The organism is Bifidobacterium sp. LH_449 (genome assembly GCF_056356755.1).
In genome coordinates this window covers 70,227-96,500 of sequence record NZ_JBKEUV010000001.1, presented here as the reverse complement: position 1 = coordinate 96,500, position 26,274 = coordinate 70,227, and the positions used below count along the sequence as shown (strand labels likewise).

Genomic DNA, 26,274 nt, shown 5'->3' with positions numbered 1-26,274 from the left:
GGCGGGCGGGCGCGACGCATCGCATCGGGCGTCCGTATCGCGCCATCCGCCATGTCCGAAGACGATCGAAACCGCTATCGGCGTGGATGGATCAGATCCCAGCCTTCGGTGACGACCTCGGCGTAGATGTCGTCGGGGTAGAGGCGGCCCAGTTCCTCGCTCAGGCACTCCTCCAACGTGCGCGCAGGCACGCTGATGGTCTGCGGGGACTGGCCCGGCATGCTGATGACGGCGCAACCCTCCTCGGCGGAAGGGCGTTCCAGGCTCAGCTCGCCGTCCGCACGGGTCAGGTACACGCCGGTGACGGCGGTGGCGCCCGGAACATGCTCGATCGTGACCGGCACGTTCAGCTTCAGACGCAGCCACGCGGCGAGCAGGTCCATCGGCAGGAAGCCTTCCGGTCCGGCCACGCGCGCCGCGCTGATCGGCAGGTACGGCGGCTGGTCGAGCATCGAAGCGAGCATCGCCCGCCATACGGTCAGGCGCGTCCACGACATGTCCACGTTCTTCGACGACCAGTTGCGCCGCAGATCGTCCATCGTGCGCATGGGATTCGAAGAGCGCATCGCATCGGTGATGCGGCTGCGGGCCATCGAACCCAGCAGATCCTTCGACAGGTTCGCCGGCGCTTCGGTCGGCCACCAGGCGACCACGGGCGCGTCCGGAACCAGCAGCGGAATGACCAGCGTGTCCGCATGATGCACCAGACCGCCTCGCGGGCGAAGCACGATGATCTCGCCCGCGCCCGCATCCGAGCCGAAGCGGATCTCGGCGTCAAGATACGTGTGCGGAGCGACGCCGCCCGTTTCCTCATCGGCGTCGTCCGGGACGGCTTTGACGACCGCGCGGTTGTCCGGCGCGATGGCGATGACGCGGCATGGATGCTCGCGGCTGGCATTGTTCGCCAGCTTCAACGCATGTTCGAGCTCGTCGTCGTCGGTGGAGATCAGCAGCGTCAGCACACGGCCCAGCGCGGCCTCGCCGCGTTCCTCATGCAGGGCCTCGATTTTCTCGGCGATCTGACGGGTTTCGGTATTCGGCAACGTAATGATCATGGCATCCTCCACTGGCGTCCGTCACGGGCAAGCATCTCATCGGCCTCCTGCGGGCCCCACGTGCCCGAACGGTAGGGCTGCGGCTGGCCAAGCGTGGACCAGAACTCTTCGATCGGATCGAGGATCTCCCACGACAGTTCCACTTCACGAGTGGTGGGGAACAGCGGCGGGTCGCCCAGCAGCACGTCCAGAATCAGACGCTCATACGCTTCCGGGGAGGATTCGGTGAAGGAACGGCCGTAGCCGAAGTCCATCGACACGTCACGCACCTCCATCGAGGTGCCGCCCGGCACCTTTGCGCCGAAACGCATCGTCACGCCCTCATCGGGCTGCACGCGGATCACGATCGCGTTCTGGCCGAGTTCACGGGTCGCGGTCGATTCGAACGGCAGATGCGGCGCCTTCTTGAACACGACGGCGATTTCCGTGACGCGTTTGCCCAGACGCTTGCCGGCACGCAGGTAGAACGGCACGCCGGCCCAACGGCGCGTATCGATGTCCAGCCGGATCGCGGCGTACGTCTCCGTCGTGGACGCCGGATCGATGCCCGTCTCGTCAAGATAGCCATGCACCTCATGCGAGCCCTGCCATCCCGCGGCATACTGGCCTCGTGCGGTGTGCGCGGCCAGATCCTTCGGCAGGCGCACGGCGGAAAGCACCTTCGTCTTCTCCGCCGTCAGGTCGGACGGCGCGAAGGAGACCGGCTCCTCCATGGCGGTCAGGGCGAGCAGCTGCAGCAGGTGGTTCTGGATGATGTCGCGCGCCGCGCCGATGCCGTCATAGTAGCCGGCGCGGCCGGCCACGCCGATGTCCTCGGCCATGGTGATCTGCACATGGTCGACGTAGTTCGCGTTCCAGATCGGCTCGTACATGGCGTTCGCGAAGCGGAAGGCAAGCAGATTCTGCACGGTCTCCTTGCCCAGATAATGGTCGATGCGGAACACGCTCGACGGGTCGAACACTTCGGAGACGAGGCGGTCGAGCTCCTTGGCGCTGGCCAGGTCATGGCCGAACGGCTTTTCGATGATCACGCGACGCCAGGCGTCCTCTTCGGAACGCGCCAGACCGCAGTCGGCCAGCTGACGCGACACCTGCGGGAACGCGCGAGGCGGCACCGACATGTAGAACGCGTGGTTGCCGCGCGTGCCACGGTCCCGGTCAAGTTCGGCGACGGTGTCGGACAGGCGCGCGAACGCTTCCGGATCGTCGAAGCTGCCCTGCACGAAACGAATGCCTTCGGCCAGCTGGTTCCACGTCGATTCGCGGAAGGGGGTGCGGCAGCGGGCTTCGACGTTTTCGCGTACGAACGCCTTGAACTGGTCTTCGTTCCAGTCGCGGCGCGCGAAACCGGTCAGGCCGAAGCTGGGCGGCAGCAGACCGCGATTGGCCAGATCATAGATCGCCGGCAGCAGCTTCTTACGTGACAGATCGCCGGTCACGCCGAAGATCACGATGCTGCAGGGCCCCGCGATGCGCGGCAGACGCAGGTCGCGCGGATCGCGCAGCGGATTGGCCCATCCCTGAACCGTGTTCGACGGCAGGGATGAAGGGGAATTGGTTTGACTCATGCCCTTCATAGTAGTGCCTGTCCTGTTCTTATGCAGCATTACGCTCGTGGGGCAGGGCGAACGTGGAATATCTCACATGCGGGAATCGGCATTGCAGCCGGGCATGATGCATCGTTCCATCACCGCGCTCACATGTTCGATGGAATCCTTGCAGTCATCGTTCAGCCATTGCGAGATGATGGCCATCAATCCGTGTATGTGGAAGGACATGATGTATTGCTGATCGGGTTGCGGTACGTGGAATCGCTGCAAAATCGGAGTGAAGATATGTTCCATCATTCGCTTATAGGTCTTTTCCAATTCGAAGGGTTTGGAATACTTCAGTACGGTTCTGAACAATCGCTTATTCCGTGCAATATATTCAAGATATGGCGTTAGATATGTTGGTGTCACTAGATACAATTCATCCAAAGAACACTCACGAATATGGGAAGTGAAATCTTCTGAAGATAACGGCATTGATTCAAGGAAAAGCTTTTTCGTGTACCACATGCTTTCCGAAAGCAAATCGCCGATATTTGCATAATGCAGATAGAACGTCGAACGGTTTACACCGGCGAGGCTGCAGATTTCCTTTACGGTAATATACTCGATATCTTTTTTGTCCAATAATGTTAGAAATGCCCGATCCATACGAACGGCAGTGTTGAAATATTTGCTTTCGGATTTATTCATGGTTGCATTTCTCTTCGGCTGCGCCAATGGAACAGGCGGATAATATCGGCAATGATTGCATGGGACGCATAAGCGGCGTCACAAGATTGGTGGGTGGATGAATAAATGATGAAGGCCGCAAAAGCGTGACGGGGAAATAATCGTAGTGGATGCTTATCGGTCGCTTTGCTTTTGCAGACCGACCGATAAGCATTTCCCGTTGCATCCTGTACTGTTATTCGTTGCTGATTTTCTTTGCCAATTCCATGATTTCGAAAGCATATTTTTGTTTGCCCGCCGCCAGCATCTTCAGATGGATCGGGTAATTGACTCCCATACCGATCAACCCGATGACGCCGATTGCAATGCCGAGGATGAATACGGTGCTGCTGCCATCTCCGATCACGTTCATGGACATGCACATGCCGACTCCGGTGACAAGCGCCGCGATGATGCCGAAGGCGTAGGCGAAAATGATTGCGGGCATCTTTGCTTTGATATCCAACTTACGCAAGGCAACCACTTGGGAATCATTTTTCGGCGCGTATTCGTTGGCGATTTGCTCCGCATAGATTTTATCGGTATTCATGTGTTTTTCTCCTCTATTGTCATGGACATTTTTCAGTATAAGGACGGCAATCACAGGAGAAAAAGGACATTATCAGGCGTTTATGTTGAATTCAGCAAAAATGTCATGATATTTGTGCAGTGGACAATAGCGTTTTTATAAGTCAACGAGTTGCGATGCCGTTGAGGAAGCGGGCCAATCCCTCACGCATGCGGGAACGCGGACATGCGACATTGATGCGGACGAAGGAACGCCCGTTGCCGCCGAACTGCGCGCCGGGGGAGAGCATGACGTGGCATTCGCGCGTCAGATATTCGCATAGCGCGTTCGTGTCGGCGGTGATTGCGGAGCAGTCGACCCACAGCAGATATGTGGCGTGGGATTCGACGACGGCGATGCGGCGATTCGTCGGTGCGGCCGCGTTATACGCGTCGAACATGGCATAGGCTTCGCGTCTATTGGCCGCCAGATAGGCGCGCAGCTCCTCCAGCCATGGTTCGCCCTCGTTGAATGCGGCGATCGTGGCCGTCATCGCGAACGCATTTGGCTCGGCCACCTCGTCGGTGTTAAGCGCACGCCATACCTTATGGCGCAGCACAGGATCGGGAATCATCACGGCAGCCGTCTGCAAACCGGCGATGTTGAAGGCCTTCGTCGGTGCCAGGCAAGTCACCGAATTCATACGGCAATGCTCGCTTACCGACGCGAAAGGCACATAATCGTAGCCCGGATCGGTCAGATCGCAATGGATCTCATCGCTGATCACCGTCACATGGTGGCGGTAGCACAATTCGCCGATGCGCTCCAATTCGTCGCGATCCCAAATATGCCCCGACGGATTATGCGGATTGCACAGAATCATCAGCGTCGTCTGCGGGTCGGCCAGACCTTGTTCCAACGCATTCCAATCCACGTCATAATGGCCATTGCCGTCATATGACAGCGGCGCCTCCAATACGCGGCAGCCGTTGTTGACGATCGAATTGAAGAAGATGTTGTATACCGGCGTCTGAATCAGCACATTCTCGTTCGGCGTCGTCAACTTGCGCACCATACTCGAAATCGCCGGAACCACACCAGTGCAGAACACCAATGAATCCGCGTCAATGGCAAGCCCATGCCGACGACCCCACCAATCCGCATAGCTTTGCGCCCACTCATCAGGCACAATCGAATAGCCGAACACGCCATGATCCACGCGCCGCCGCAGCGCCTCGCGAATCTGCGGCGCCGTCGCAAAATCCATATCCGCGACCCACATCGGCAACGCGTCGCCGGCCTCATCCCACTTCAATGAAAACGTGCCGGAACGGTCAATCGGAGTGTCAAAATCATAAAACATCGGAATCATCGCCCCATCATCGCAATATGATCACTGTTCGCCAAGGACGATCGTCGTCCTGTCCGGATCGACCTTCGTCGGATCCAACGTCAGCTCCTTGATGGCGTCCGCACGGATCGTGCCGGCCAGGGGATTGAGCACGCTGTCGATCGTGCCGCGCACGTCGGCGTCGACCGTTGAATATTCGAACGCCAACGTCGTGTTGATCAGACGGCAGTTGCGCAGCGTCAGGCCATCGATATAGCACAGGCCCTGCAGGCTTTCGATCGTGCAGTTCTCGAAGGTGAGATTGCGCGAGTTCCAGCCCAGATATTCGCCGGAAACGAACGAATCGCGCACCGTGACGTTTTCGGCGTTCCAGAAGGCGTCCTTCGAGATCAGACGCGAATTCGCGATCGTCACGTTCTTCGCGCCGTCGAACGGATAGTCGCCGACCAGACGCAGGTCGTCCGCGGTGAAACCGTCCACGTTCATCGCGAAATAGTTGCCGCGCGCCGACACATGCTCCGCGACGACCCGCGAACAATGCCACAGCGTCTCCTCGGCGTTGACGAAATCCACGTCACGCAGCGTCAGATCCTCGACGCGGCGGAAATTCTTCGGCGCCTCGACCGTGCAGCGCTCCACCAGCATATGCTTCGTATACCACACGCCGGCGCGCGCCATCGCGAACCATGTGGTGTCGCGCGCGGCCACATGCTCGCAGTACCACAGCGGATACTTCCATTTGAACATGGAGCCCAGCAGCTCGATGTTCTTCGCATGCTTCAGCGGCGACTCGCCGTCGGCGAAAACCGTGTCGACATAGCGCGTGTCATGCGCGAAAAACGCGGCGCGCTCGCCGGTGAGCATACCTTGGCGTACTTCCCGAAGCTCCGTCGTCGCCGAAGGTTCCCGGCCGGACTGGCAGATGTTGCATGGCATAAGGAATTCTCTTTCCCTTGTTCTCTTCCTGTAATGCGTGAACGCGGGCCGCATCATGGACCGTTCCGGACGTCGCGGCCGACCATGGGGTGACACGCTCGTCCGGTCCATATTCGGGGCCTTTCGTTTAAAGTTAAATCCAAGTATATATTTATGCATGAAATGTTCGCGATAAGCGTGGCACGCGGTAAAACGCCTGGACGTTGTGTGGGCGGCGCGGCGCGGAGTGCAGTGATGGGAGGCAGCGACGATGCCAGTGCCGCAACGAGTGGTGGATATGATGAATTCCGGCGACATCTACGCCTGCGATGACGAGGAGATGATGCGCGCCCAACGCGAACAGCTGGAGCTGCTCTACGATTTCAACCGGACGCGCCCGAGCCAGGCGGAGGAACGCAATGACGCCGCACGGAAACTGCTGGGATCGTTCGGCGAAGGCTCGTACATCGAGCCGCCGCTGCACGCCAATTGGGGCAGCAACACCTATTTCGGGCGTGGCGTGTATGCGAATTTCAACCTGACGCTGGTCGACGACGCCGACATCACGATCGGAGACCATACGATGATCGGGCCGAACGTCACCCTCGTCACCACGGGGCATCCGATCCGCCCCGATCTGCGCGTGCGGGTCACGCAGTTCTCCATCCCCGTCACGATCGGACGCAACGTGTGGATCGGGGCGAATGTGACGGTGCTGCCGGGAGTGACCATCGGAGACAATTCGGTGATCGGCGCCGGGTCGGTCGTCACCGGGGACATCCCCGCCAACGTGGTCGCCTTCGGGCAGCCCTGCCGGGTGTACCGCGAGATCGGCGAACATGATGACGTGTACTACTGGCGCGACCGCATGATCAACCCGCCGTACGACAGGATTCAGGCCGACTGATCGCCGGCTTCGCGGCAGGTCTGCCCGAGCCGTCGCGACAGCGCCACGACATCCAGGATGCGGTCGATCTCCTCGTCCGGCATGTCAAGACGCTTCTTCGCCGCCTGCCGTACCGTCAGTCCGCTTGCGGCGGCTTCGGCGGCGATGTCGGCGGCGCGCTCATAGCCGATGGCGTCGTTCAACGCCGCCGAAATGGACATGGATTCCTCCGCATAGCGGCGCCCGACCTCAGTATTGACGACGATGCCCTCAACACAGCGCGTCCGGAACATGTCCATCGCACGCGTCAGCAATGTGATGCCGGTCAGGATCTCATGCACGATCACCGGGTCGAAGGCGTTCAGCTGCAATTGGCCTTCGGCCGCGGCCCAATTGACGGTCACGTCCATGCCGAACACCATGAAGCAGCATTGGTCGACGCATTCGGGAATCACCGGATTGACCTTGGCCGGCATGATCGACGAGCCGGCCTGGCGCGCCGGCACGTGAAGATCGCCGAAGCCCGCACGCGGGCCGGAATTGAGCAGACGCAGATCGTCGGCGGCCTTCTTCAGATGGATGGCCAGATTCTTCAGCATCGCACTGGCCGCGATATAGGCGCTCATATCGGTGACCGCCGCGATCGGATCGGGCGCCGCCGTCACCGGCAGCCCCGTGATGCGCGCCAGATGTTCGGTGGCGGATTTACGGAATCGCAGATCCGCGCAAATGCCGGTGCCCAATGCGGTGGCGCCGAGATTGACCTGCGCCAGTTGCGGGACCAGCGATTCGATCGTCGCCAGATCAGTTTTCAGGAACGTCGCGAACGCGTGCAGCTCCTGCCCGAAGGTCATCGGCACGGCGTCCTGCAGCTGCGTGCGTCCAAGCTTGACGTCATTGGCGTGGCGGTCGGCCAGATCATGGAACGCGCGCATAAGCCTGCGGCATGAATCCGCCAAAGGATGCAGCGCATCGATGATGGCCAGCTTGCAGGCGGCGGGATACGTGTCGTTCGTCGACTGCGAATGATTGACATGATCATTGGGATGGATGTAGGCGTAATCGCCGCGTGGCCGGCCCGCGATCTGCAACGCGCGATTGGCGACGACCTCGTTCATGTTCATATTGCAGCTCGTGCCGGCGCCGCCCTGCAGCACATCCACCGGAAACTGGTCGAGCAGAAGACCGGCCTCGATGTCACGGCAGGCCGCGCGGATCAGACGGGAACGCTCCGCATCCAGCAGCCCCAGCTCCTCGTTCGCCGCGGCGCAGGCGCGCTTCACCGTCGCATACGCGCGGATCAGCATCGGATGCGTGGCGTCGGACAATCCGGAAACATCGAAATTGCCGATCGCACGCTGCGTATGGATGCCCCAATACGCGTCCGCCGGCACCCGCAAAGTGCCGATGCAATCATGTTCGATGCGTGTATCCGCGGCCGCGGTGCCGTCAGTCACCGTATGCGTCGTCGTGTTCATGGCGTCTCTCCTTCAACGTCATCCCTCAATGCCATCCGCACATCATCATGGCGTATGGGGCGCGTATGCGCTGCCAGCGTAGCTGTTCCGTGCCTGACGTTAGGCTGTATCCATGTCATTTTTCGATGTATTTGGACCCATGTTCGACCCGGGTGACGACCCGCGTCGCTCCGACGGCGGAAAGCCCGACGACGGCGAGCCCGTGATCCTCGACGTGCAGGCCGACGGCGACGGACACGCCGAACAGGCGCGCCGTACGGACGCACACGGCGATATGCCGCCCACCAGACCGACCGGCCCGCGCATCGCGCCGCGTCCGACGCCGCCGCCGCGCAGCTCGTTCGGCACCAAAATACTGATCGGCGTCGTACTGGCCTTGGTCATTGTCGCAGGACTGTTCTTCGGCCTATCCCGTTTCATCACCGACCTGATGTGGTATGACCAGCTCGGCTTCGAAAGCGTCGTATGGACGCAGCTGGGTACGAAGGTCGGATTATGGGTCGCCTATGCGGCCCTGATGGCGTTGGTGAGCTTCGTCTCCGCCACGCTCGCCATCCGTGCGCGCCCGGACTCCGCCGACGGATCGACGATCCGCGTCAACGGCGACACCATTGAAATCGGCAAAACCGTCACCTCGAAGCACGCGCGCCGCGTGGCCGTCATCATCTCGCTGGTCGTCGGCCTCGTATTCGGCTCCCGATTCAACGCGAACTGGTCCGAAATCCTGCTCATGTTCAACGCGCAGAGCTTCGGCACCACCGACCCGCAATTCGGCCTCGACAACGGTTTCTACGTCTTCATCCTGCCCGGCCTGAAACTCATCATGTCCGCGGTGTCGCTGCTGCTGCTCGCCGGCATCGTCTTCTCCATCGCCACCCACGTGCTCATGGGAGGCATCCGCATCACCATGCCGGTCAACGGACGGGGCCTGTTCGCCATCACCAAACGCGCCCGCAGGCAGATCGCGATCTGGCTGATGCTGAACATGTTCGTGCTCGCGGTCAACCAGGTTCTGGGCGTGTTCGACCATCTGACGTCGGAAGGCGACCGCATCACCGGCGCCACCTACACCACGGTGAACGCCACCATCCCCGTCACCTTCATCATGGCCGCGCTGACCGTGGTCCTCGGCGTCATATTGGGCGTGTGGATGATGACCTCGCACCAGCTGGAAGGTCCGGCGACGATCGGCGTGCGAGCCTCCGCGGCGATCAAGGCATGGCGTACCCCGATCGTCGCCATCGCCGCCGTCATCGTCGTCTCGATGGTGCTGAGCATCGTATGGCCGATGCTGCTGCAGCGTTTCCGCGTCAACCCGAACGCGCAGGAGATGGAATCCACCTATATCCAGCGCAACATCGACGCCACCCGCGCCGCCTACGGATTGGGCGACGTGCAGATCGAACAGTATGAGGCGACCACCGAAGGCGAGGCCGGCGCGCTGAGCGAGGACTCCGAATCCACGGCGCAGATCCGTCTGCTCGATCCGCAGGTCGTTTCCCCGACCTTCAAGCAGCTGCAGCAGTCCAAGCAGTATTACACCTTCGCCGACACGCTTGCCGTCGACAAGTACGAGATCGACGGGCAAAGCCAGGATACGGTGATCGCGGCCCGCGAACTCAACCTCGACGGCCTCGACAACCGCAACTGGGTGAACGACCACACCGTATACACGCACGGCTACGGCGTCGTCGCGGCCTACGGCAACAAGGTGACCTCCGACGGGCAGCCGGAATTCTTCGAATCAGGCATCCCGACGCAGGGCGCGCTGACCGATGAGGAATCCTACGAGCCGCGCATCTACTTCTCGCCGAACGCCACCGAATATTCGATCGTCGGCGCTCCGGAAGGCACCGAATCCTGGGAATTCGACTATCCGACCGGATCCGAAGGCGCGACGAACACCTTCGACGGCGACGGCGGCCCTTCCGTGGGCAACATCTTCTCCCGTCTGCTCTATGCGATCCGATTCGGCTCCGACCAGATCCTGTTCTCCAACCGTGTGACCTCCGAATCCCAGATCCTCTACGACCGTTCCCCGAGGGAACGCGTCGCCAAGGTCGCGCCGTATCTGACGCTGGACGGTCGCGTGTACCCGGCGGTGGTCGACGGACGGGTCAAGTGGATCGTGGACGGCTACACCACATCCGACGCATACCCGTACTCGCAGATGACCGACCTGGCCGAAGCCACCGAGGATTCGACCACCGTTTCCTCCGACACCGTGCAGGGCCTGGGTCGTCAGGAGGCGAACTACATCCGCAATTCCGTCAAGGCGACCGTTGACGCCTACGACGGTTCCGTGGACCTGTATGTATGGGACGAAAGCGATCCGGTCATCAAGGCATGGTCGCGGATCTTCCCGGGTCAATACCATTCGCTGGACGAGATCTCCGGCGACCTGATGAGCCATATGCGCTATCCGGAAGGCCTGTTCAAGGTGCAGCGCCAACTGCTGGCGAAGTACCATGTGAGCTCCGCCAGCCAGTTCTTCTCCGGCGAAGACTTCTGGCAGACCCCGGTCGACCCGACCGAATCCCAGCAGGCCCAGGCGAACGATATTCTGCAGCCGCCGTACTATCTGACGCTGCAGACCGGCGGGTCGAAGGAGCCGGTGTTCTCGCTGACCTCCACATACATTCCGGCCGGCGCTTCCACCCGTGAGATCCTGACCGGCTTCCTGTCGGTGGATTCCGACGCGGGCAACGAGGCGGGCGTGATCGGCAAGAGCTACGGCACGATCCGGTTGCAGGAACTGCCGAAGGATTCCAACGTCCCGGGCCCCGGACAGGCGCAGAACAACTTCAACGCGAATGCCGACGTGTCCAAGGAGCTCAACCTGCTGGAATCCGGTTCCACGAACGTCGAGCGTGGCAATCTGCTGACCCTGCCGCTGGGCGGCGGCCTGGTGTATGTGCAGCCGGTATACGTCAAGTCGTCCGGCTCGACCAGCTTCCCGCTGCTGAAGAAGGTGCTGGTCGCCTTCGGCGATCAGGTCGGTTTCGCCGACACGTTGGATGAGGCGCTTGACCAGGTGTTCGGCGGCGATTCCGGCGCGTATGCCGGCGATGCCGAGAACGCCGCGGATTCGTCCGATCCGCAGGATCCGTCGGATGGCGATTCCTCGGCCGACGCTCCGGACGGCTCCTCGACGGGGGATCCTTCGACAGGGGACTCCCCGGCAAACGGCGACGCCGATTCGGACGCTTCGCAGGACGGCCAGTCCGACGCCTCTCCGTCCGGCGACCTGAAGAGCGCGTTGGAGGACGCCGCGCAGGCGATGAAGGATTCCGACGCCGCGATGAAGAACGGCGACTGGAGCGCCTACGGCGAAGCCCAGCAGCGTCTGGAGGAGGCGCTGAACAAGGCGCTTGAGCTGGATCGGTAAGGCGATCATGCCCGTCGCCGGCGTATTCGCCGGATCCTCCGGGCATGAGGCCATTCGGCATTGACATTGGGGAGGCCGCCTCGCATGAGGCGGCCTCCCCAATGTTGTATCGCCTGCGTTATGCTGGTATGCCATGACCATGAAGCACATGATGGAGCACACGATACGCAACGCCGAACCGGCTGACTTGCGGGCCATCACCGATATCTACAATGAGGCGGTGATCCGAGGAGGCTCGTCCGCCGACCTGAAGCCCGTCACATTACAGCAGCGTCGCGCATGGGTGGATTCCCATGAGCCACGCGACCGTTATCCGGTTGTCGTCATCGAAACCGAAGACGGACATGTCGCCGGATTCGGCTCACTGTCGAAATTCCATCAGCGTGCCGGCTATGACGGCGTCTGCGAATTGAGCTACTACATCGCCGACGCCTTCCGCGGGGCGGGCTTGGGCACGGCGATGGTCTCCTGGCTGCTGGACGCCGCCGCCGGGCGCGGCTTCACGCATGCCGCCGCGATCATCTACGCCGACAATGCCGGATCGAATGCGCTGATGCATCGTTTCGGCTTCACCCGCTTCGGCCTGCTGCAAGGCGCCGTGCTGAGCGGCGACGGCCGTATCCACGACATGGGCTACTGGATCAGACCCCTCTGACGGGGATATGCCGACGGCTTCGCCGCTTGGCTTGTGTCTCGAGTACAATTCTGACGGTGTTTTTCGGGCGCGAGCCGTATGCGATGCCGCGCCGAACGAATGATGTTGCAGATATGCGGATGATGAGGAGATACGCGCAATGGCGTCCGATTTTTGGCTGATCGTGGGATTGGGCAATCCCGGCAGGAAATATGAAGACACCCGTCATAACATGGGATTCATGGTGGCCGACGTGCTGGCCGAACGCTGGTCGGTCGCCTTTTCCGACCATAAGGGCCTGTCGCTGCTGGGCAAGGGCGCGATGAGCCTGTCGGGACGCAATGTGAAATTCTTCCTCGCCAAGCCGTTGACGTATATGAACGAATCCGGCAACGCCGTCGCCTCGATCAGCGCCTACTATCAGATCGAGCCGGATCATATCATTGTGATCCACGACGACATGGATTTGGATTTCGGCCGCATCAAGGTCAAGTCCGGCGGCTCCGCCGGCGGGCACAACGGCATCAAATCGATCGACCGTTCGCTTAATACGCCGAAATACGCGCGTGTGCGCATGGGAGTGGGCCATGCCCGTCGCGGCGCGAACGCGCATGACAACACCGTCAACTGGGTGCTGGGCGGTTTCGGCGCCGACCAGCGCAAACAGCTTCCCGAATTCCTGATGGACGGCGCCGACGCCGCGGAAACGATCGTTTTCGACGGTCTGGCGAAAACGCAGGAGAAGTTCAATGGCCGTTGACGCGCGTCGCGGCGGGACGGCCGATTCCCCAAGGCGGCAGGACGTTCAGCCGACGCGGGCCACGCCTCAGGCTCCCGCCTCAGGCTCATTGTCGGGCCTGCTGGAATCGCTGTACGCCGATCAGACCTTCCAGGACCTGGCCTCCGGCAATATCGACGTTCCCCGATCCGACGTCGATCCGAGTGTGACCATCGGCGCTCCGGAAGGCGTTCGCCCCGCGCTGGCCGCGGCCGTCGCCGAGGAACGCCCGGTGGTGCTGGTCGTCGCGTCGGGGCGTGAGGCGGAGGAGACCGTCGACTCTTTGCGTTCCTGGTATGCGGGCGATCCGAATGAAATCGCCCAGCTGGAAGCGTGGGAGACGCTGCCGCATGAACGGTTGAGCCCGCGCGCCGACACCGTCGCCAGCCGTATGGCGGTATTCCGCCGTTTGAGCCACCCGAGGGACGACGATCCGCTGTTCGGACCGATCCGCATCCTGGTGATGCCGATCCGTTCGCTGATCCAGCCGGTGGTGCGCGGCCTTGGCGACGTCGAACCACTGGTCTTCGTGCAGGGCGAAGAGCTTGCGCTCGACAAGGCCGCCGCACGTCTGGTGGAGAACGCCTATACGCGCGTCGATCTGGTGATGGACCGCGGCGAGTTCGCGGTGCGAGGCGGCATCATCGATGTGTTCCCGCCGACGGCGCCGCATCCGGTGCGTATCGAATTCTTCGGCGATGAGATCGACACGATCCGTGAATTCCATTCCGCCGACCAGCGCACATACGGCGAGCCTCTGCGGCGCATCTGGGCGACGCCGTGCCGTGAGCTGCAGCTGACCGAGACCGTGCGCAAGCGCGCGAAGTCGCTGATCGGCTCGATACCGAACGCCGAGGACATGCTGGAGTCCATCGCGAACGCGATTCCGGTGGAAGGCATGGAATCGTTGATGCCGGCCTTGATCGACGACATGGAGCCGGTATACGGCATGCTGCCGAACCGTGCGGTGGTGATGCTGTCGGATCCGGAAAAGCTGCGTCGCGCCGCCGAAGACCTTGCGAAAACGGCGAACGAATTCCTCGCCGCCAGCTGGCATGTCGCCGCATCCGGGCATGGCGCGGGCGCGCCGATCACCTTCGATCAGGCCAGCTTCCTCAATTTCGACGAAACCATCGCCGCATTGGCGTTCTCCAAGCATGACCTGTGGAAGCTCACCGGTTTCGGCGTCGACGTCAGCCGCGAAGGCCATTACGCGCTTCATGCGCGCACCCCCGGCGAGTACCGCGGCGACGGCGGCAAGGCCGCGCGCGGCATCGAGGACCTGATTGACGCGGGATACGCGCTTACCGTCACCGCCGCCGCGCAAGGCACGCTGTCGCGTTTGAAGCGTGCCATCAACGAAACGGGCATCGCGAATTTCGATTGCATCCGGTCGCACGCCTTCGACGGCTTCGTCGACGACGCCGCGAAAATCGCATTGCTGACGGAACGCGATCTGACCGGCCGCACCAGCGCCGCAGGCCAGGCGAAGACGCCGAAACGCCGCCGCAAGGCCATCGACCTGATGGAATTGAAGGCCGGCGACTATGTCGTGCACGAACAGCACGGCATCGGGCGGTTCATCGAAATGCGGCAGCGCAAGGTCGGCTCCGGCGCGAACGGCACGACACGTGAATATCTGGTCATCGAATACGCTCCGAGCAAACGCAACGCGCCGCCCGACAAGCTGTTCATCCCCACCGACCAGCTCGATCAGGTCAGCAAATACATCGGCGCGGACGCGCCGAAGCTCAACAAGTTGGGCGGTTCCGACTGGGCGGCCACCAAGGCGAAGGCCCGCAAGCACGTGCATGAGATCGCCGAGGACCTGGTCAAGCTGTATTCCGCCCGCCAGCGCGCCGCAGGCTACGCGTTCGGCGCGGACACGCCATGGCAGAAGGAATTGGAGGACGCGTTCCCATACCAGGAAACGGCCGACCAGCTCACCACCATCGACGAAGTCAAGTCCGATATGGAAAAGCCCGTGCCGATGGACCGTCTTATCTGCGGCGACGTCGGCTTCGGCAAAACCGAAATCGCCGTGCGCGCGGCCTTCAAGGCCGTGCAGGATTCCAAGCAGGTGGCCGTGCTCGTGCCGACCACGCTGCTGGTGCAGCAGCATTTCGAAACGTTCAGCGAACGGTATGAGGGCTTCCCCGTGAACGTGGCGGCGATGAGCCGATTCCAGACGACGAAGGAAATCAACGCCACCATGCAGGGGCTTGCCGACGGCACGGTCGACGTGGTGATCGGCACGCACAAGCTGCTCAACCCGAAGGTCAAATTCAAGGACCTCGGGCTTGTCATCATCGACGAGGAACAGCGTTTCGGCGTCGAGCACAAGGAGACGCTGAAGGCGCTGCGCACGAACGTGGATGTGCTGAGCCTGTCGGCGACGCCCATTCCGCGCACGCTGGAAATGGCGGTCACCGGCATCAGGGAGATGTCCACGCTGGCGACCCCGCCGGAGGACCGTCTGCCGGTGCTCACCTATGTGGGCGCCTACGAGGACGCGCAGGTCGTCGCGGCGATTCGGCGCGAGCTGCTGCGCGGAGGCCAGGTGTTCTACGTGCACAATCGAGTGGAGGACATCGGCCGCGTCGCCGAAAAGATCCATGCGCTCGTCCCCGAATCGCATGTGGGCGTCGCCCACGGCAAGATGGGGGAGAAGCAGCTCGACGGCATCATCAGGGATTTCTGGCGTCGTGACATCGACGTGCTGGTGTGCACGACGATCATCGAAACCGGATTGGACATCTCCAACGCGAATACGCTGATCGTCGACCGCGCCGACCGCTTCGGCCTGTCTCAGCTGCATCAGCTGCGCGGCAGGGTCGGCCGCGGCCGCGAGCGCGCCTACGCCTACTTCCTGTACGATCCGTCGAAGCCGATGACCCAGCAGTCGCATGACCGACTGGCCACGATCGCGCAGAACACGTCGTTGGGCTCCGGCTTCGACGTCGCGATGAAGGATCTGGAGCTGCGCGGCACCGGCAATCTGCTCGGCGACGAACAGTCCGGCCATATCGAAGGCGTCGGCTTCGACCTGTATGTGCGCATGGTGTCCGAGGCGGTGGAGGAATACAAGGAACCCGACCGCATCGAACCGGTGGCGGTGTCCATCGATCTGCCGATCGAAGCGTCGATCCCGGTCGACTATATCGATTCCGACAAGCTGCGTCTGGAGGCGTATCGCAAGATCGCCGCGGCGCATACCGAGCGCGATCTGTCCGATCTGACCGAGGAGCTGACCGACCGCTACGGGCCGCTGCCGAAGGAATTCGACACGCTGTTCGAAGTCGCGCGCCTGCGCGAGCGTGCGCGCGCGTTGGGGATCTCCGAAGTCATCGCGCAGGGGCGCAACGTGCGCATCGCGAAGTTCACGCCGCGCGAATCCGTGCAGATGCGCATGGCGCGCATCTACAAGGGCATCCAGTACCGTCCTGTGACGCAGACGTATCTGATTCCGGCGCCGTTCGCCGGATCCCTGGGTTCGGGGCCGATGGGATCGGATGAGGTGATGCGTTGGATGAACCAGCTGTTCGACGATCTCGATTGGACGCCGAACAGGCGTTGAAAGCGCCGGACGTATGATGACGGGCGGCGTCGCTGGCAATGCGACGCCGCCCATCATGTCACGGCAGGGCCATTCCGTAGGGGGGCTGTGCGTATCGCGCTACGCCCGCCGCAGGAATGCGCGGAGCGCGTCCTCCGATCGGGCATGCCCGGCAGGCCGCCCCTCATCGTCAAGGGTGTTGCGGTCGATCGTCATATCGTGGCTGATTCCGCCGCCGTGAAGCACCAGCACGCGGTCCGACAGGCGCACCGCCTCCGCGATGTCATGCGTCACCATCAGCGTCGCCCAGCCGTATTCGGCCTGCAACGAGGCGAGCAGATCCTGCATGTCCAATCGCGTCAACGCGTCCAACGCGCCGAACGGCTCGTCGAGCAGCAGCAGCGACGGCTTTCTCACCAGCGCCCGCGCCAGCGACACGCGTTGGGCCTGCCCGCCCGAAAGCGAACCCGGCCACGCGTCCGCATGATCGGCGAGACCGACCTGCGCCAACGCGGCGTCGGCAAGCGCGCGGCGTTCCCTTTTGCCGCCGGGCATGCCGAGCGTCACGTTATCCCAGACCTTCAGCCATGGCACAAGGCGTGCATCCTGGAAGCCCAATGCCTGCGCGTCGCTCGCCCGCACCTGCCCGGCGTCGGGCGTGATCAGCCGCGCGATGACGCGCAGCAGCGTCGACTTGCCGCATCCGGACCGTCCGATCAGCGATACGAATTCGCCGGGGGCGATCGTCAGCGACACATCGCGTAGAACGGCGGTCCCGTCGAAGGTGACGGCGACATCGGCGAGTCGCGCGACGGGGTCCGTTGATTCGGTGTTCTGCTGCATGGTAACCGTCCTTTTCCTGACTGTTCATCGCCGTTCGGTACGCCGGCCGCCTGCGCGCCGGGTCCGGACGGCATCCGATCATTTGCTGCAGTCGATGACCGCGGAAGCGAGATCCGGCGTTTCGTCGATGAAACCGAAGTCGACGTACTGCTGCGCCTGCCGTTCCAGCATGGCCAGGCCGTCGGCGTCGATCGGGCGGATCTCCGGCACGTCGAATTGCGCGACCTGCTTGATGATGCCGTCGGCCGCGCCGAATTCCCTATAGGCGTCGGTGATGATGGAAGGATCGTCCTGCGCCTTGTCGGATTCCCTGACAAGCGCCCGATACATGCGCTTGACGGTATCCGGGTGCGCCTGGGCGAAGCTCTTGGAGACCATGTGGATCGTCACGTTGAGGTTGCCGTAGTCCTCGGCGCTGACGAGCAGCTTCGCGCCCGGAACGCTCATGGCGGCGGCGAGGTTCTGGTCGAAGCTGGCTACGGCGTCGACCTGGCCGGAGGTGAAGGCCGTCATCAGATTGCTGGCGCTCATCTCGACCTCCTCGACTTTGGACACGTCGAGCCCGGCGTCGGCGAAGGCCGCGTGCACGACGTAGTCTCCGGTGGCGCCCTTGGTGGTGATGGCGACCTTCTTGCCGTACAGGTCTTCGAGGCTGTCGACGCCGCTGTCGGGCGCGGCGACGATGCCTTGCGAATCGCCCTCGTAGTATTCGATGGCGAACGCCACCCACGGCTGGCCGTCCGCGATCAGATCGATGAAATGGCCGGTGCCGTCGGATGTGGCGTCGGCGTTGCCGGAGGTGACCGCGGCGAACGCGTCGGTCGGATTGTACGGGCCGGTGTATTCGACGGTGTCGGGGGAGAGCGTGTCGTCGATGAAATCCTCGTTTTTGAGCGTGGTCAGATAGTTGGCGGTCGACAGATAGGCGACGCGCATGGTGGTTGCGCCGTCGTTTCGCGGGGTGGCGTTGCCGTTCGCGGCGCAGCCGGCGAGCGGCGTCAGCATGATCGCGGCGCAGGCTGCGGCGACGGCGCGGATCGTACGGGTATTGGCATGGTCAAACATGATGGTCTCTCTTTTGATTGGTTGTCCGATTGCATGATGCGACGCAATCGATGATGGTCGTGGACGTCCTGATGGTCGCCGTATGCGTGATGTGCGTTTGGACGGTGCGGCAAGGACTCGTTCAGCCGGCATGACGCCATGGCGTCGCCTTGCGTTCGACCAGTCCGACCAAGGCTTCGCCCGCAAGGCCGAGCGCGGCATACAGCACGATGCACAGCACCATCTGGTCGGTGCGGTAGAACTGCTGTGAGCGCGACAGGATGTATCCGATGCCGGTCGACGAGTTCACCGTTTCGCAGGTGACCAGTGCGATCCACGATACGGTGAGCGCGAAACGCAGTCCTGTCATGAAATTCGGCAGAGTGCCGAGGAACAGGATCTTGAAGAACGTCGTCCGTCCGCCAACATGATAGGAGCGGGCGAGTTCCAGCAGTTTCTCATCGATGCCGCGCACGCCGTCGCGAACATTGACGTAGATCAAAGAGAATGCGCCGATGGCGATCAGGATGATCTTCATGCCTTCGCCGATGCCGAGGCAGACGATCAGCAGGGGCGCCAACGCCGGAAACGGTATGGCGCGTAGCATATGCACCGGTTTGTCGATGACGGTGCGGCCGAGTCGCGAAGCGCCCGCGACGATGCCGGCGGGCACGCCGGCGGCGACGCCGAGCGCCAGTCCGGATATGACGCGCAGCAGGCTGACTGCGATGGAGGGCAGAAGAAGCCCCTCGTCGTTGAGGTCCACGCCTGCGGCGATCACTTCGGCCGGGGACGGGAGGGGTCTGGAGTCGGCGGGCGTGCCGGCTGTGGCGAACAGCCACCAGCACAGCAGCGCGATGGTGGAGATCCAGGCCGTTACATGGTTGTTCAACCGATGCACGAGGACATTCCCTTCGATAGTACGAGCTATATCAGGTTCGACGAGTGTGATCTCAGCCCAGCCGATTCGCTTTGACGCGCGATGGGCGTGTTCCAGCATGTTTGAAATCTTGGCCCGGGCACCCCGTGTCGCGCACCATTGTTGTGATGCGGGGTGGACATTGCGGCGTGGCGCGGATGGAGGCCCGGTCGGACGGAATTGATGTGAGCGCTAACGCAAATATGCGGCCGCCTGTTTGCAAATCGTCCACAAATCGCACTATTCTAGGAAACGTCAACACAACCTAACGTTTTAAGGAGTAGTTGTGGCAGTAATTGAAAGCGTGTACGCGCGTCAGATCCTCGACTCCCGCGGCAACCCGACCGTTGAGGTCGTCCTCGACACCGAAGACGGCGCTCAGGGCCTGGGCCTGGTTCCGTCCGGCGCCTCCACCGGCGAAGCCGAGGCTTGGGAGCGTCGTGACGGCGACAAGTCCGTGTATCTGGGCAAGGGCGTTCTGAACGCAGTCAAGGCTGTGAACGAAGAGATCGCCCCGAAGGTCATCGGCATGGATGCCGCCGACCAGCGCGCTCTCGACGAGGTCATGATCGAGCTCGACGGCACCCCGAACAAGGGCCGCCTCGGCGCCAACGCCATCCTGGGCGTCTCCCTGGCTGCCCTGTACGCCTCCGCCGAATCCGCAGGCATGCCGCTGTACCGCTACATCGGCGGCACCAACGGCCACATCCTGCCGGTTCCGAACATGAACATCATGAACGGCGGCGCCCATGCCGACTTCGCCACCGACATCCAGGAGTACATGATCTCCCCGTACGGCTTCGAAACCTATTCCGAGGCTCTGCGCGCCGGCGTCGAGGTCTACCACACCCTCAAGTCCGTGCTGAAGAAGCAGGGCCTGGCCACCGGTCTGGGCGACGAGGGCGGCTTCGCTCCGAAGATGAAGTCCAACGAAGACTCCATCAAGTTCATCATGGACGCCATCTCCGCCGCCGGCTACGAGCCGGGCAAGCAGATCGGCATCTCCCTGGACGTCGCCTCCTCCGAGTTCTACAACAAGGAGACCGGCAAGTACCGCTTCGACGGCGAAGAGCGTGAATCCGCCTACATGCTGGACTACTACGAGAACCTCGTCAACGAGTACCCGATCGTCTCCATCGAGGATCCGTTCCAGGAAGAAGGCTGGGAAGACTGGGCCGCCATCACCGCTCGCCTGGGCGACCGCCTGCAGTTCGTCGGCGACGATCTGCTCGTGACCAACCCGAAGCGTCTGGCCAAGGGCATCGAGCTCGGCGCCGCCAACTCCCTGCTGGTCAAGCTCAACCAGATCGGCTCCGTCACCGAAACCCTGGACGCCATCGAACTGGCCACCAAGAACGGCTTCACCTCCATGGTCTCCCATCGTTCCGGCGAAACCCCGGACACCACCATCTCCGATCTCGCCGTCGCCAAGAACACCGGCCAGATCAAGACCGGTGCCCCGGCACGTGGCGAGCGTATCGCCAAGTACAACCGTCTGCTCGAGATCGAGGAGGAGCTCGGCTCCACCGCTCAGTACGCCGGCTACAGCGCCTTCAAGGCCTGCAAGAAGTACATGTGATCTGATGTTTCGGCGCGCATCTGAAATACTCGCCGAAACCGTTCGCTAAGCGCTTCAAAGAATGCCCGCCGCATGACGTCAAGTCGCATGCGGCGGGTATTTTCGTGTGCATGAGCAAAAAAAGCCGTGGCAGCGATTCCAAAAAAAGCAGGACTTCGTCCAAACGCGGCGGTGCGGGGCCGGTGGCGTTCTTCGTCTCCATGTTCATCGTGGCTTTGGGAGCCCTCCAGCTGCTCTCCACGTTCCACACCTACGCTTTGAATCTGGCCGAGCTCAACAGCCTGAAGAAGCAGGAAGCCGCGCTCGTCGCCGAAAAGCAGGAGCTGGAGAACAGCATCAAACGTTGGGACGACAAGGCGTATGTCACCGCCCAGGCCCGCAAGCAGCTCGGATTCGTTTTCCCCGGAGAGCAGGCAATCCGCGTCCTGCATCCGGAGGCGGTGACGGGCCAGCCGCAATCGCAGGATGCGGACAAGACGACGTCCGATGCAGGTTCGGACACGCTGCCGTGGTATAAAGAGCTGGCGTATTCGCTCGAACAGATCGACAAGGAGCCGCAGGGCGACGCCGCACAAGGCGGTTCCGCTTCCTCGGGCGATGCCGCGGCGCCCGAGGACAGGCGGGAAGGGAATGCGTCGGATGACGCGAACGCAGCAGCTGAAGACTCCGCTGCGGATACGACCGACAACACTTCGGAAGGACAGTAGATGACGCAGAACATGACCGTTGAACAGCAGGCCAAGGCGTTGCTGTCCCGCATAATGGCCACTCCGGCCACCGATGCCGACACCGCCATCGTAGAACGGCAGCTTGGCCGTTTTCCGCGCGGCATGATGGCCGTCGGCGCGCGATGCGTATGCGGCAGGCCCTTGGCCGTGGTCACCCGGCCGATGCTGCCGGGCGGCGTGCCGTTTCCGACGACCTGCTATCTGACCAGTCCGGAAGCGGTGAAGGCCGTTTCCCATATCGAAGCGGCCGGCGCCATGTACGAATACAACGACATGCTTGCCGAAGACGAAGCGCTGCGCGCCGATTACGAGCGCGCGCACCGGCTGTATCTGGCGTTCCGCCATGAATTGGCGCTGATGACGGGCGACGGCGAGGAGCATATCGCGGGAACCAGCGCCGGCGGCATGCCGGTGCGCGTCAAATGCCTGCACGCATTGCTGGCCCAGACGCTGGTGATGGGCGAAGGCGCCAATCCGATCGGAGACATGGCGTTGGCGCGCATCCGTGACGAATTCAGCCCGACCGTCTGCCGCTGCGCGGTCGATGGCATCGGCAGATAAGCACGCCTTAAGTTAAGGAGCATGATGATGAGCGAATCAGTGGTGGTCGCAGGCATCGATTGCGGCACGAACTCCATCCGTCTGAAGATCGCCCGCGTCGACGCCGGCGGCATGCACGACATCGTGCCGCGCACGCTGCGCGTGATCCGTCTGGGGCAGGACGTCGACAAAACGCACCGTTTCGCCGACGACGCGCTGGAACGCGCCTATGCGGCCGCACGCGAATTCGCCGACATCCTTGCGGACCATAAGGTCGACGCCGTCCGATTCGTCGCGACCTCGGCCACCCGTGACGCGCAGAACCGTGTTGAATTCGAAGACACGATCGAAAGCATCCTCGGCGTCAGGCCTGAAGTCATCAGCGGCGCCGAAGAGGCGGACCTGAGCTTTCTCGCCGCCACCGGCGTGGTCAGACGAGACGATCTGACGCCGCCGTTCCTCGTCGTCGATCTGGGCGGCGGATCCACCGAAATGGTTTTGGGAGGCGACGGCGTCGACCTGCCGGTAACCCGTGTGCGTTCGGAATATTCAATGAACATCGGATCGGTGCGCATGACCGAACGCCACCTGCTGAGCGACCCGCCTACGGACGGGCAGATCGCATCGGCCGTCGCCGACATCGACGCCCACATCGATGAGGCCTTCAAGCATGTGCCGGCGGGCAAGGCCCGGACCATCATCGGGGTGTCGGGAACGGTGACGACGATGACCGCCCTGACGATGGGGCTGAAGGAATACGACCATACGCTGGTCGACGGCGTGCGCGTCGGATTGGACGAGGCCTACGCCGTCAACGATCGCTTCCTCAGGATGACGCGCGCCGAGCGCAGCGGATACAAGACGATCCATCCCGGTCGCATCGACGTGGTCGGCGGCGGCGCACTGGTATGGAGCCGCGTGCTGGCCCGCGTGTCCGAAGCGGCGGCGCTCGATCACGGCGAGGCCATCGATTCCTTCGTCGCCAGCGAACACGGATTGCTGGACGGCATCGTGCTCGACCTCGGACGCGGATTGCTTGCCGCGCGATGACGTGGCATAATACCTGTGGTCGCGATATGCGTCCACGAACGCCCCCATGGCGAAATCGGTATACGCAGCTGACTTAAAATCAGCCGCTTCGGCTTGCGGGTTCGAGTCCCGCTGGGGGCACTGGTGATACGCCGGCATGTTCTTGGCCAGAAGGCCTGGAACATGCCGGCATCATTGTCTTGAACGTCGCCCGTACGCCCGACCTGCCGGACGACGGCGAGATTGCAGACAACAGCATGATTGGAAAGCGGTATGTTCAGCGTTCTTGAAATGTTCTCCATCGGAGTCGGTCCCAGCTCCTCCCATACCGTCGGCCCGATGTGCGCGGCGAAGGAATTCGCCGACGCGCTGGCCGACGCCGGAAAACTGGCGGAAACGGCCCGCGTGCGTGTCGTCCTCTATGGATCGCTGTCGATGACCGGACTCGGACACGGCACCGACCGTGCCGCAATGGCCGGATTGGAAGGCAATCTGCCGAAAACCGTGGATACGGATCATCTGGCGGCGATACGCGAGGAATGCGCGGCGAGCGGCGTCCTGAATCTTGGCGGTTCGCATCCGATCCCCTTCGACTACGATTGCGATATCGTCATGGAACGTTGGCTGCGTCTTGCCGCGCATCCCAACGGCATGCGTTTCCAGGCGTTCGATATGCATGGTGGTGTGTTGCTGGAACAGGTCTGGTATTCGATCGGCGGCGGATTCATCCGGCAGGGCGGCATCGACGATCCGCTGATCGGCATGCACGACCATGCCGTATCCGACGACGCTTCCGGTGACGCCGCGGACGACGCCTTCGACGCCGATGACGACGGATCCGCCGCCCTGCCGTATCCGTTCACGACATGCGACGAATTGGTCGCGGCCTGCGTCGACAATCACATGACGATGGCGCAGGTCGTGTGGGCCAATGAGATCGCGCAGCGTCCCGGATCCGAGGTGAGGCGCGATCTGATCGAAGTGTGGAACGCCATGCGTCAGTGCGTCGACAACGGCTGCACCAGCGGGCGGCGCATTCTCCCCGGCGGCCTTGACGTGCCACGTCGCGCCCCCCATATGTATGCGCGTCTTGCCGCGAACAGCGATGTGCTGCACCGCGGGGAGCGCCGCGCGGACGCCGTCCTGGAGGCCTCCGACGCCGCGTGGGTCAATCTGTTCGCCTTGGCGGTCTCCGAAGAGAACGCGGCAGGCGGACGCATCGTCACCGCGCCGACCAACGGCTCCGCCGGCATCATCCCCGCGGTGCTGCATTATTACTGGCATTTCGTCGAAAGCGCAAACGAAGACGGCATAATCGATTTTCTGCTCACCGCCGGCGCGGTCGGATACCTGTTCAAACGCAACGCGTCGATTTCCGGTGCCGAAGTCGGTTGCCAGGGCGAAGTCGGCACGGCATGCTCGATGGCCGCCGCCGGACTGTGCGCCGTTATGGGAGGCACCGTCCAGCAGGTGGAGAACGCCGCGGAGATCGGCATCGAGCATAATCTTGGACTGACCTGCGACCCCGTCGGGGGACTGGTGCAGATCCCATGCATCGAACGCAATGCGATGGCCGCGAATACGGCCATCAACGCGGTGCGTATGGCGATGCTGGGCGACGGCACGCATATCGTCACGTTGGATCAGGCCATCAAGACGATGAAGGACACCGGCGAAGACATGATGGCCAAGTACAAGGAGACCTCCAAGGGCGGCCTTGCCGTGAACGTCGTGGAATGCTGAATGCCGGGATGGTGCTATTGTATGTGGCATTGCGCTTATAAGGAGGTTATACGACATGTCCAATCAGATGCCTGAAGTCAACGCCGAGTTCGGCGCCGCGCCGTCCATCGTCTTCCCGACCGCCGAGGCCCCGACCGGCCTGAAGGTCGTCGAACTGGTCGAAGGCGACGGCCCGATGGTCCGCCGGGGGGACACCGTGACCGTGAACTATCATGGCGTGGTCTGGGGCAAGGACTCCGCCTTCGATTCCAGCTTCGAACGCCACCAGCCGGCCAGCTTCGGCATCGGCGTGGGCCAGGTCATCAAGGGCTGGGACCAGACCGTTCCCGGCCATAACGTCGGCTCCCGTCTGGTGGTCTCGATCCCGCCGGAATACGGATACGGCACCCGTGGCGTTCCGCAGGCCGGCATCGGCGGCGGGGACACCCTGGTATTCGTCATCGACATCATTTCGACGCGCTGAATCAGGCCGCCGGATCTTCGCGATTCGACGGGGATCCGGCGCAAGGATTCGTCCAAGGAGGAAACATGACTGAGGAAAAAACCATCCTGCTTACGCAGGAAGCGTACGACAAGCTTAAGGAAGAGCTCACGTACCGCGAAGGCGAATACCGTGACGAGATCACCGAACGCATCGCCGCGGCCCGCGCCGAAGGCGATCTGTCGGAAAACGGCGGCTATCATGCCGCACGCGAGGAGCAGAGCAAGAACGAGGGGCGCATCAACGAACTGATCGTCAAGCTGCGTAACGCGAAGATCCTGGAAGCCCCCCAGGCCGGCCTGGTCGGCAACGGCTCCGTCGTCACGATCGACATGGCCGGTCGTGAAATGACGTATGTGCTGGGCTCCCGCGATATCGCGGTGGCCACCGATTATGACGTGATCAGTCCGGAATCGCCGATCGGCGCCGCCATCATCGGCTCCCACACGGGGGACACGGTGACCTATAAGGCTCCGAACGGCCGCGAGATTTCGGTGACGATCAAGGACTCGAAGCCGCTGAACTGACGGCGTCGCATAGACGTCAATGAGGTCCCCC

General features: G+C 62.4%; 22 protein-coding genes and 1 tRNA gene. 13 read left to right on the top strand and 10 right to left on the bottom strand.

Features of this window, described 5'->3' with window-relative positions:
- Nucleotides 1-74: 74 nt before the first annotated feature.
- From AC1AX7_RS00410 to AC1AX7_RS00385, 6 genes are all read right to left on the bottom strand, one after another.
- Nucleotides 75-1,055: a glucose-6-phosphate dehydrogenase assembly protein OpcA gene (locus AC1AX7_RS00410; protein WP_476508138.1), complete on the bottom strand. Its 981-nt coding sequence runs from the start codon at nucleotides 1,053-1,055 to the stop codon at nucleotides 75-77.
- Entirely contained in the window at nucleotides 1,052-2,632 is a 1,581-nt protein-coding gene (gene zwf / locus AC1AX7_RS00405) for a glucose-6-phosphate dehydrogenase (protein WP_476508137.1), read from the bottom strand. Before zwf ends, AC1AX7_RS00410 begins: the two co-directional genes overlap by 4 nt.
- A gap of 63 nt (nucleotides 2,633-2,695) precedes the next feature.
- Complete coding sequence (locus tag AC1AX7_RS00400) at nucleotides 2,696-3,298, bottom strand: TetR/AcrR family transcriptional regulator (protein WP_476508136.1); 603 nt, start codon at nucleotides 3,296-3,298, stop codon at nucleotides 2,696-2,698.
- 214 nt (nucleotides 3,299-3,512) lie between these two features.
- A complete protein-coding gene (locus AC1AX7_RS00395; protein ID WP_476508135.1) occupies nucleotides 3,513-3,866 on the bottom strand; it encodes a dihydropteridine reductase in 354 nt (117 codons plus the stop codon).
- A gap of 142 nt (nucleotides 3,867-4,008) precedes the next feature.
- Complete coding sequence (locus AC1AX7_RS00390) at nucleotides 4,009-5,187, bottom strand: MalY/PatB family protein (protein ID WP_476508134.1); 1,179 nt, start codon at nucleotides 5,185-5,187, stop codon at nucleotides 4,009-4,011.
- A gap of 30 nt (nucleotides 5,188-5,217) precedes the next feature.
- Nucleotides 5,218-6,039, bottom strand: coding sequence for a DUF3737 family protein (locus tag AC1AX7_RS00385; protein WP_476508133.1), 822 nt, complete (start codon nucleotides 6,037-6,039; stop codon nucleotides 5,218-5,220).
- 322 nt (nucleotides 6,040-6,361) lie between these two features.
- On the opposite strand from AC1AX7_RS00385, the gene AC1AX7_RS00380 reads away from it, so the two are divergent.
- Nucleotides 6,362-6,997, top strand: a complete 636-nt coding sequence (locus AC1AX7_RS00380; RefSeq protein WP_476508132.1) for a sugar O-acetyltransferase — start codon at nucleotides 6,362-6,364, stop codon at nucleotides 6,995-6,997.
- On the opposite strand, the gene AC1AX7_RS00375 is transcribed toward AC1AX7_RS00380, so the two are convergent.
- Nucleotides 6,985-8,454: an aspartate ammonia-lyase gene (locus AC1AX7_RS00375; protein WP_476508131.1), complete on the bottom strand. Its 1,470-nt coding sequence runs from the start codon at nucleotides 8,452-8,454 to the stop codon at nucleotides 6,985-6,987. The genes AC1AX7_RS00380 and AC1AX7_RS00375 overlap by 13 nt on opposite strands.
- A gap of 112 nt (nucleotides 8,455-8,566) precedes the next feature.
- On the opposite strand from AC1AX7_RS00375, the gene AC1AX7_RS00370 reads away from it, so the two are divergent.
- From AC1AX7_RS00370 to mfd, 4 genes are all read left to right on the top strand, one after another.
- Complete coding sequence (locus tag AC1AX7_RS00370) at nucleotides 8,567-11,842, top strand: UPF0182 family membrane protein (RefSeq protein ID WP_476508130.1); 3,276 nt, start codon at nucleotides 8,567-8,569, stop codon at nucleotides 11,840-11,842.
- 151 nt (nucleotides 11,843-11,993) lie between these two features.
- The gene (locus AC1AX7_RS00365) at nucleotides 11,994-12,497 is read left to right on the top strand and encodes an N-acetyltransferase family protein (protein ID WP_476508379.1); all 504 of its coding nucleotides are present in this window, start codon (nucleotides 11,994-11,996) and stop codon (nucleotides 12,495-12,497) included.
- A gap of 139 nt (nucleotides 12,498-12,636) precedes the next feature.
- Entirely contained in the window at nucleotides 12,637-13,236 is a 600-nt protein-coding gene (gene pth / locus AC1AX7_RS00360; RefSeq protein ID WP_476508129.1) for an aminoacyl-tRNA hydrolase, read from the top strand.
- Nucleotides 13,226-16,831 (top strand): transcription-repair coupling factor, encoded by a 3,606-nt coding sequence (mfd, locus tag AC1AX7_RS00355; protein WP_476508128.1) that lies wholly within the window; start codon nucleotides 13,226-13,228, stop codon nucleotides 16,829-16,831. Before pth ends, mfd begins: the two co-directional genes overlap by 11 nt.
- 99 nt (nucleotides 16,832-16,930) lie before the next feature.
- Here the strand turns inward: mfd and AC1AX7_RS00350 are convergent, their stop codons facing one another.
- The 3 genes from AC1AX7_RS00350 to AC1AX7_RS00340 all read right to left on the bottom strand — a co-directional run bounded on the left by AC1AX7_RS00350 (nucleotide 16,931) and on the right by AC1AX7_RS00340 (nucleotide 19,598).
- Complete coding sequence (locus AC1AX7_RS00350) at nucleotides 16,931-17,653, bottom strand: ABC transporter ATP-binding protein (protein ID WP_476508127.1); 723 nt, start codon at nucleotides 17,651-17,653, stop codon at nucleotides 16,931-16,933.
- 78 nt (nucleotides 17,654-17,731) lie between these two features.
- On the bottom strand, nucleotides 17,732-18,718 hold the full coding sequence (locus AC1AX7_RS00345) for an ABC transporter substrate-binding protein (protein WP_476508126.1): 987 nt from the start codon (nucleotides 18,716-18,718) through the stop codon (nucleotides 17,732-17,734).
- Between the two features lie 121 nt (nucleotides 18,719-18,839).
- Nucleotides 18,840-19,598, bottom strand: a complete 759-nt coding sequence (locus AC1AX7_RS00340; protein WP_476508125.1) for an ABC transporter permease — start codon at nucleotides 19,596-19,598, stop codon at nucleotides 18,840-18,842.
- A gap of 304 nt (nucleotides 19,599-19,902) precedes the next feature.
- On the opposite strand from AC1AX7_RS00340, the gene eno reads away from it, so the two are divergent.
- The 8 genes from eno (at nucleotide 19,903) to AC1AX7_RS00300 (ending at nucleotide 26,243) form a co-directional block, all read left to right on the top strand.
- Nucleotides 19,903-21,195 (top strand): phosphopyruvate hydratase, encoded by a 1,293-nt coding sequence (eno, locus tag AC1AX7_RS00335; RefSeq protein ID WP_476508124.1) that lies wholly within the window; start codon nucleotides 19,903-19,905, stop codon nucleotides 21,193-21,195.
- A 110-nt stretch (nucleotides 21,196-21,305) separates the two neighbouring features.
- Nucleotides 21,306-21,902, top strand: coding sequence for an FtsB family cell division protein (locus AC1AX7_RS00330; protein ID WP_476508123.1), 597 nt, complete (start codon nucleotides 21,306-21,308; stop codon nucleotides 21,900-21,902).
- Nucleotides 21,903-21,914: 12 nt separating this feature from the next.
- On the top strand, nucleotides 21,915-22,484 hold the full coding sequence (locus AC1AX7_RS00325; RefSeq protein ID WP_476508378.1) for a DUF501 domain-containing protein: 570 nt from the start codon (nucleotides 21,915-21,917) through the stop codon (nucleotides 22,482-22,484).
- Between the two features lie 24 nt (nucleotides 22,485-22,508).
- Nucleotides 22,509-23,513: a Ppx/GppA phosphatase family protein gene (locus tag AC1AX7_RS00320; RefSeq protein ID WP_476508122.1), complete on the top strand. Its 1,005-nt coding sequence runs from the start codon at nucleotides 22,509-22,511 to the stop codon at nucleotides 23,511-23,513.
- 40 nt (nucleotides 23,514-23,553) lie between these two features.
- Nucleotides 23,554-23,633 (top strand) — tRNA-Leu (locus tag AC1AX7_RS00315).
- Nucleotides 23,634-23,765: 132 nt separating this feature from the next.
- Nucleotides 23,766-25,235, top strand: coding sequence for an L-serine ammonia-lyase (locus AC1AX7_RS00310; protein ID WP_476508121.1), 1,470 nt, complete (start codon nucleotides 23,766-23,768; stop codon nucleotides 25,233-25,235).
- 55 nt (nucleotides 25,236-25,290) lie between these two features.
- Nucleotides 25,291-25,698, top strand: a complete 408-nt coding sequence (locus AC1AX7_RS00305; protein ID WP_476508120.1) for an FKBP-type peptidyl-prolyl cis-trans isomerase — start codon at nucleotides 25,291-25,293, stop codon at nucleotides 25,696-25,698.
- A 65-nt stretch (nucleotides 25,699-25,763) separates the two neighbouring features.
- On the top strand, nucleotides 25,764-26,243 hold the full coding sequence (locus AC1AX7_RS00300; protein WP_476508119.1) for a GreA/GreB family elongation factor: 480 nt from the start codon (nucleotides 25,764-25,766) through the stop codon (nucleotides 26,241-26,243).
- Nucleotides 26,244-26,274 lie beyond the last annotated feature (31 nt).

Bases quoted from the DNA above. Each gene is read 5' to 3' on its own strand.
- AC1AX7_RS00410 (WP_476508138.1), bottom strand. From the start codon at position 1,055: ATGATCATTACGTTGCCGAATACCGAAACCCGTCAGATCGCCGAGAAA.
- zwf (WP_476508137.1), bottom strand. From the start codon at position 2,632: ATGAAGGGCATGAGTCAAACCAATTCCCCTTCATCCCTGCCGTCGAAC.
- AC1AX7_RS00400 (WP_476508136.1), bottom strand. From the start codon at position 3,298: ATGAATAAATCCGAAAGCAAATATTTCAACACTGCCGTTCGTATGGAT.
- AC1AX7_RS00395 (WP_476508135.1), bottom strand. From the start codon at position 3,866: ATGAATACCGATAAAATCTATGCGGAGCAAATCGCCAACGAATACGCG.
- AC1AX7_RS00390 (WP_476508134.1), bottom strand. From the start codon at position 5,187: ATGTTTTATGATTTTGACACTCCGATTGACCGTTCCGGCACGTTTTCA.
- AC1AX7_RS00385 (WP_476508133.1), bottom strand. From the start codon at position 6,039: ATGCTCACCGGCGAGCGCGCCGCGTTTTTCGCGCATGACACGCGCTAT.
- AC1AX7_RS00380 (WP_476508132.1), top strand. From the start codon at position 6,362: ATGCCAGTGCCGCAACGAGTGGTGGATATGATGAATTCCGGCGACATC.
- AC1AX7_RS00375 (WP_476508131.1), bottom strand. From the start codon at position 8,454: ATGAACACGACGACGCATACGGTGACTGACGGCACCGCGGCCGCGGAT.
- AC1AX7_RS00370 (WP_476508130.1), top strand. From the start codon at position 8,567: ATGTCATTTTTCGATGTATTTGGACCCATGTTCGACCCGGGTGACGAC.
- AC1AX7_RS00365 (WP_476508379.1), top strand. From the start codon at position 11,994: ATGGAGCACACGATACGCAACGCCGAACCGGCTGACTTGCGGGCCATC.
- pth (WP_476508129.1), top strand. From the start codon at position 12,637: ATGGCGTCCGATTTTTGGCTGATCGTGGGATTGGGCAATCCCGGCAGG.
- mfd (WP_476508128.1), top strand. From the start codon at position 13,226: ATGGCCGTTGACGCGCGTCGCGGCGGGACGGCCGATTCCCCAAGGCGG.
- AC1AX7_RS00350 (WP_476508127.1), bottom strand. From the start codon at position 17,653: ATGCAGCAGAACACCGAATCAACGGACCCCGTCGCGCGACTCGCCGAT.
- AC1AX7_RS00345 (WP_476508126.1), bottom strand. From the start codon at position 18,718: ATGTTTGACCATGCCAATACCCGTACGATCCGCGCCGTCGCCGCAGCC.
- AC1AX7_RS00330 (WP_476508123.1), top strand. From the start codon at position 21,306: ATGAGCAAAAAAAGCCGTGGCAGCGATTCCAAAAAAAGCAGGACTTCG.
- AC1AX7_RS00325 (WP_476508378.1), top strand. From the start codon at position 21,915: ATGACCGTTGAACAGCAGGCCAAGGCGTTGCTGTCCCGCATAATGGCC.
- AC1AX7_RS00320 (WP_476508122.1), top strand. From the start codon at position 22,509: ATGATGAGCGAATCAGTGGTGGTCGCAGGCATCGATTGCGGCACGAAC.
- AC1AX7_RS00310 (WP_476508121.1), top strand. From the start codon at position 23,766: ATGTTCAGCGTTCTTGAAATGTTCTCCATCGGAGTCGGTCCCAGCTCC.
- AC1AX7_RS00305 (WP_476508120.1), top strand. From the start codon at position 25,291: ATGTCCAATCAGATGCCTGAAGTCAACGCCGAGTTCGGCGCCGCGCCG.
- AC1AX7_RS00300 (WP_476508119.1), top strand. From the start codon at position 25,764: ATGACTGAGGAAAAAACCATCCTGCTTACGCAGGAAGCGTACGACAAG.